The 6,030-nt window shown below is 53.2% G+C and carries 2 protein-coding genes and 1 pseudogene; all 3 read right to left on the bottom strand.

All coding sequences use genetic code 11. From position 1 onward, the window contains the following. Positions 1–1,160 (bottom strand): annotated as a pseudogene (locus ALQ04_RS26670) (RHS repeat protein); the annotation flags it as partial. Positions 1,161–1,748: 588 nt separating this feature from the next. Then, positions 1,749–4,502, bottom strand: a complete 2,754-nt coding sequence (locus tag ALQ04_RS26665; RefSeq protein WP_122318777.1) for an RHS repeat domain-containing protein — start codon at positions 4,500–4,502, stop codon at positions 1,749–1,751. Between the two features lie 58 nt (positions 4,503–4,560). Then, on the bottom strand, positions 4,561–6,030 hold a 1,470-nt coding region (locus ALQ04_RS27450; RefSeq protein WP_259645096.1), incomplete at its 5' end, for an RHS repeat-associated core domain-containing protein.

Here is a 6,030-nt window from a genome sequence, read left to right as displayed (position 1 = left end):
CCGACATGGCGCATCTGCAATAGATTGCCAGCGTTGTCGTAATCGTAGCTTTGGGTGTAATTACTAATCTGATTTGGATCGGGCGGCAGGTTTTGCAGGTCGGGCAGGGCCGGCCCATGACTGGCACCGGTACTGACCTCACGGCCTGTGGCTTCGATGAGTTGATATAGAGTGTCGTAGTGATAATGACTGGTCGGTTCAATACGCTGGTTGGCAAAGAAACGAACCGGCTGCGCGGCGTCTTCGATCTGCAGGATATTGCCAACCGGGTCATAAACGTATTTGAGATGTTGCAAGCGTTCGGTGCTGCGCTCCATCAACCGGCCATCCTGCGGATCGTAGAGTGAGCGGCTGATCACGCCATTGCCTGCGGTTTCCTGCTCGATCTGATCGAAGGCGTTGTAGTGGATATCGCTGACCAGCGTTTGCGATTGCACGGTTCCTGCAAGCTTCAGATCTACGGCTTTCAACTGTCCGGCCACGGTCTGCCGGAAGTGCTGCTGATGGTTCATGGCATCTGTTTGTTCAATGACTTCGCCCAAGGCATTGAACAGCCACTGTGTTTGCAGTGCGGTGTCTTCCAGTAATGCATCACGCTCGCCTTCAGGCTGTGGCCAATCCGGCATTTCCACGGCCAGCAGGAATTGTCGAACCTCGCTCAACCCAGCCCCGAGTAAACCGTAATCGGGTATACGCCGAGTGCCCGCCGTATCGTCGTGGCGTATCAACTGGCCGCACTGGTTATGCTCAAAGGCATCAGATCCACCATAGCCAAAGCGTTCGGTGACTTGCGCCTGTTCAGTAATCGCCAATGGGCGCAGTAACTCGTCGTATTCGATATGGCGCTGACTGCCGCGCCCGTCCCATCCATCAATAGCCTGACTCGCTTCACCCAATAACCCAAGCCGCCAACCGGCATCGACGCTGTCGCTCAGCAGCACCTGAGCGCTGAGGCTGTAAATCGTATTGAGGTTGGAATGAGCAAGGCGAGGATCACGCTGACTGGCCAGGCGTCCCATCGCATCATGGGTCTGATAGGTCACCCGCTCATCCATAGGCTGATCCTGCTCACGGCGACAAAACGCAATGCTGCGTATCAGCAAACCACGCGGGTCAATGACGACCAGCGATGGTGTGTGGCTGTGCACTGTCATATTCATGCGCAAGCGTCCCTGTCTGCGATCTGCAATGAGTCTAGTTCAGAAAGGCCGGAGAACACTGTGTGGGAGCGGATTAATCCGCGAAGAGGTATGAAGTGAGCCCCATATTTAGAGGTTGTCTGAAATACAGCCGTCGCTGCTAAGGCCTCTCCTACAGGATGAACACACCAAATTGTTGGAGAGGGCTTGTCTGCAACGGGGACTGACGATACCTACCTGTTACAGACAGGCTATCGAGCGATCCACCATGGCCTTGGCCATTTTTGCCAGATGCAGGACCGAGAAGGCCAGGAACTGCCACTATCGCTACCAAACGAAGGGTGGCGGCCGCACGCAGGTTGGTAGACCGGTGACCAGGCAACCGGTGCGTCCGAAGACGCCAAGCGCACGGCCATCATAATGCAGGCCGTAAAAATGCGCCTCGTAAAAGGGGGCGCATTGCGCACTGGTCACTCAGGTCTACCAAACCTGATTGCTGATTTTGCAGCGACCGGTGCAGGCTAGAGAGGCAAATGCCGAGGCGCAATAGGTCCGGATTTTCTCGGAAATTTCCCTCAAGAGAAAGAGATGGGGCCTGTCATAGTATTTTCATAAGGAAAAACGCCGATATTGAGTGCGTTTTGGTGTCTCAGTGGCTAGATCCAGAGCAGGAATACTAGAGGGATGCAATACGCTGAGTTTGGCCATTGGGCCGTTAAATTGCTCATTAATGAACGAAATCGCCAGTGATACGGAGTCGGCGTTTTTCAACAGCACTCGGGTTCGTTGCAACGGGTCTTCCTTGAAAGCTGAGCTGTCGAAATTTGCTACGTCGGGCCCACTCCATAGAGCGTTTTCGTAGTGTATCTGTAGCCTCTGTAATTGAGCGAGGATATCAATTCTTCCCGTATATGAGCCTGCCCCGCTGGCCCCCGACGGAGTTGCCCCTGGTGTGTTTATGTACCAGAAGTCTTTAGTGTCCAAGGCTATATGCGAAGCTTCATGAATAATGTTCCAGGCTGCACGATGGGCTTCGTTATGGAGAGGACCTGCTCTCATGAATAAATGATGTTCAGAGTCATTGGTATATTGCCAAGCTACTTGCCGATTGTTTCTGTCTTCACTCATACCAACCATCCTTTCGTTGTCCCAGTTTTGAAGAAATAAGGAAAGTGGCCTGATACTCTGGCTTAACATCCGGAGGATTTGTGTATCTGTGCTAGGGGTGGTTTCAAATGAAGTTCTATAGTGGCTTAAGAGTGTCTCGCGATCTGTCGGTGACGCAAAGGGAGACATTAGTTGATTGGTCGTTTTTTGTGCAAAGGCCAAACCTTCTCTGCTGGACGTCAACGCTATATGGAGCGAACCACCAAGCTGTGGGTTCCAGCGGGCGATACCTTTAAGCCCTTTCGCTTGGACCGGATCACCACTTCTCCCGAGTTCGGCAGCCACATCAGCAAAATTAAAAGGACTTGAGCCCGACGGATCCACCCACAAGGTGGGGGCATTTTTTGAGAAACGGAAAAGATTCAACCCATCCACATCCCCCGCCGGATCAGGATTGATCCAGCGTTGCAACCATGGCGCGTAATAGCGGAATCCGTAGTAATACAATCCGCTTGCGTCCCGCTCCTTGCCTGAGTAACGCACCGTCTTGTACTTCGCTTCCACCGCGTTACGTCCCGCCCACCATGAAGTACCGCCGAACGGGTAGTAACTTTCCTGACTGATCAGTTGGCCTTGTTGATCCAGTTCCAGCATGCTTGAGCCGAGATGATCGCTGATGTGGTAGCGGATTTGATCGTTGGCGATACCGCCTGGCTGGCCAGCTTGCCAGTGCAGTAACCGTGCATTCTTGGCAGTAATGACATGCAGGATTTCGCCATCGGCAGTGGTGCGGATTTCCACTCCTGGCAGGTAGCGGACTTCATTATTCAATGTGCGACTGGAGGTTTTGGCGCTGTTGATCTTGCGGCAGCGCTGGCCTTGCCCGTCGTAGATATAGCGTTCGTGATCGCTGGCTTCGGTGGCTCGGGTCACGGTCGTGATCTGCTGCAATTGATTGCGCAAATCCCATTCCAGCGCCTGACCGCGCACCAGTTGCAGCAGGTTGCCGTTGGCGTCGAAATCCACCCCGGTTTGATCGTCCGAAAAGCTGCGATTGCTGTCCGGGGCCACGTGCATGGTGCGGGTAAATGACTGCGCGCCGACATGGCGCATCTGCAACAGATTGCCTGCTGCGTCATAGTCGTAGCTTTGGGTGTAATGACTGATCTGATTTGGATCGGGCGGCAGGTTTTGCAGGTCGGGCAAGGCTGGGCCATGACTGGCACCGGTATTGACCTCGCGGCCTGTGGCTTCGATGAGTTGATACAGCGTGTCGTAGTGATAATGACTGGTCGGTTCAATACGCTGGTTGGCAAAGAAACGAACCGGCTGCGCGGCGTCTTCGATCTGCAGGATATTGCCAACAGGGTCGTAAACGTATTTGAGGTGTTGCAAGCGTTCAGCACTGCGCTCCATCAACCGGCCATCTTGCGGATCGTAGAGTGAGCGGCTGATCACGCCATTGCCTGCGGTTTCCTGCTCGACCTGATCGAAGGCGTTGTAGTGGATATCGCTGAGCAGCGTCTGTGCCGCAGCACCGGCCAGGGTCAGATCAACTGCTTTCAATTTCCCGGCCACGGTCTGCATGAAGTGCTGCGCATGGCCCATTGCATCGGTTTGCAGAGTAGTGTCGCCCAAGGCATTGAACACCCATTGCGTTTGCAGTAGGGCGTCCTCCAGCAGGGCATCGCGCTCGTCTTCAGGCTGTGGCCAATCCGGCATTTCCACAGCCAGCAAGAATTGCCGAACCTCGCTCAGCACACTCCCGAGTAAACCATAATCGGGTATACGCCGAGTGCCCGCCATATCGTCATGGCGTATCAACTGGCCGCACTGGTTATGAGCAAAAGCATCGGGCCCGCCATAGCCAAAGCGTTCGGTGACTTGCGCCTGTTCAGTAATAGCCAATGGTCGCAGTAACTCGTCGTATTCAATCTGGCGCTGACTGCCACGACCGTCCCACCCATCAACAACCTGACCTGCTTCACCGCATAAACCAAGCCGCCAACCGGCATCGACGCTGTCGCTCAGCAGCACCTGAGCGCTGAGGCTGTAAATCGTATTGAGGTTGGGGTGAGCAAGACGCGGATCACGCTGACTGACCAGGCGTCCCATCGCATCATGGGTCTGATAGGTCACCCGCTCATCCATAGGTTGATCCTGCTCACTGCGACAAAACGCAATGCTGCGTATCAGCAAACCACGCGGATCGATGACGACCAGCGATGGTGTTTGGCTGTGCACCGACATATTCATTCGCAAGCGTCCTTGTTTGCGGCCTGAACTCAGTCCAGTTCAGGTTGGTTAGTTGTACCTATTCTCTGCGAGCACGCTTCGATGGCCCTGCCGGAAACTTTTCCTTGTAACGCTTGTGCAGTTGCTGTGCTGCCCATATCAGGCTGTCGGCGTTATTTGAAGACATTTCAGCAATGATGCCAGGATCTCGATTGAATTCAGTGATGGCAGTGTCCAGATCGACGATTGTGTCGGGGGCTGAATGAAGAGCTCGGACTCGTGTTTCAAATTCGTCGGCCAAGTCTTGAATTTTTGAAAAATAATCGCGGGTCAAGCCACCGCTGGTGATCGCTTCTGCAACCGCTCGGTACTTGTTTTGGTTCGTCACATTTTCGCCATTTGTCAGTTTTGAAAGGTCTTTAGGGAAGAGGTAGTAATAGTCATATGAGTCCGGTCCTGTTACTTCGCTTCCGGTTACATTGCTTAAATGGGAGAGTTCGTGGCCCAGTGTGATATGTAGTTTCTTTTTTTTGATTTTATCTACATTCATAACGACTCGGCCGTGTGGGTCATTAGGATTGATATAGGCGTTATCCTTGCTGTCGGCGGCCTCTATGCCGACGAATTTCCCTTTACCGAATCTTCCTCTGTATTCGGAAACCCGTAAGTGGGTCTGCCTCCAGGACTCTATGACATGGTGCATTATGTCGGCATGCTGTTGACCAAAGAAGCTGCTCATAATGTCATCGTTTTCAGTGGGGTGGTTGCTGATTAAATACAATGCATGCTTATAGATTTTTTCGGTTTTTTTCAAGGCATCTTTCAATATTTTTTGATGGTGCTCAGGGAACTCATTCAAACCACGGTAACGGATGATATCGCCCGTGGAAGTAATAAGTTCTTCAGTGGGGTCATCTTTTCCTTCATAAAATCTCCCGTCCAGATCGCTGTGAGTGATGGGGTTGTTGGTAACGAAAGAGAATAGATTAAGCCCGTTTACATCACCGGCCGGGTCCGGATTGATCCAACGCTGCAGCCATGGCGCGTAATAGCGGAAACCGTAGTAATACAATCCACTCGCATCGCGCTCCTTGCCTGAGTAACGCACCGTCTTGTACTTCGCCTCCACGGCACTGCGTGCCGCCCACCACGCCGTACCTCCAAACGGGTAATAACTTTCCTGGCTGATCAGGCTGCCTTGTTGATCCAGCTCCAGCGTGCTCGACCCGAGATGATCGTTCAGGTTGTAGCGGATCTGGTCGTTGGTAATGTTGTTCGGCAGACCTGCCTGCCAGTGCAGCGCTCGTGCATTTTGGACCGTGATGACATGCAGGATTTCGCCATCGGCATTGGTGCGGATTTCCAGTCCCGGCAGGTAGCGGACTTCATTATTCAATGTGCGACTGGAGGTTTGCGCGCTGTTGATCTTGCGGCAGCGCTGGCCCTGGCCATCGTAGATATAGCGTTCGTGATCGCTGGCTTCGGTTGCTCGTGTGACGGTAGTGATCTGCTGAAGTTGATTGCGTAGATCCCATTCCAGCGCCTGACC

Origin of the sequence: Pseudomonas cichorii (genome assembly GCF_003700275.1) — a bacterium.
GTDB classification, from domain to species: Bacteria; Pseudomonadota; Gammaproteobacteria; order Pseudomonadales; family Pseudomonadaceae; genus Aquipseudomonas; species Aquipseudomonas cichorii_B.
The sequence above is the reverse complement of the archived record's forward strand: the minus strand, read 5'-3'. Positions and strand labels throughout refer to the sequence as shown.

Coding starts and splice junctions, on each gene's coding strand:
- ALQ04_RS26665 (WP_122318777.1), bottom strand. CDS start 4,502: ATGAATATGTCGGTGCACAGCCAAACACCATCGCTGGTCGTCATCGAT.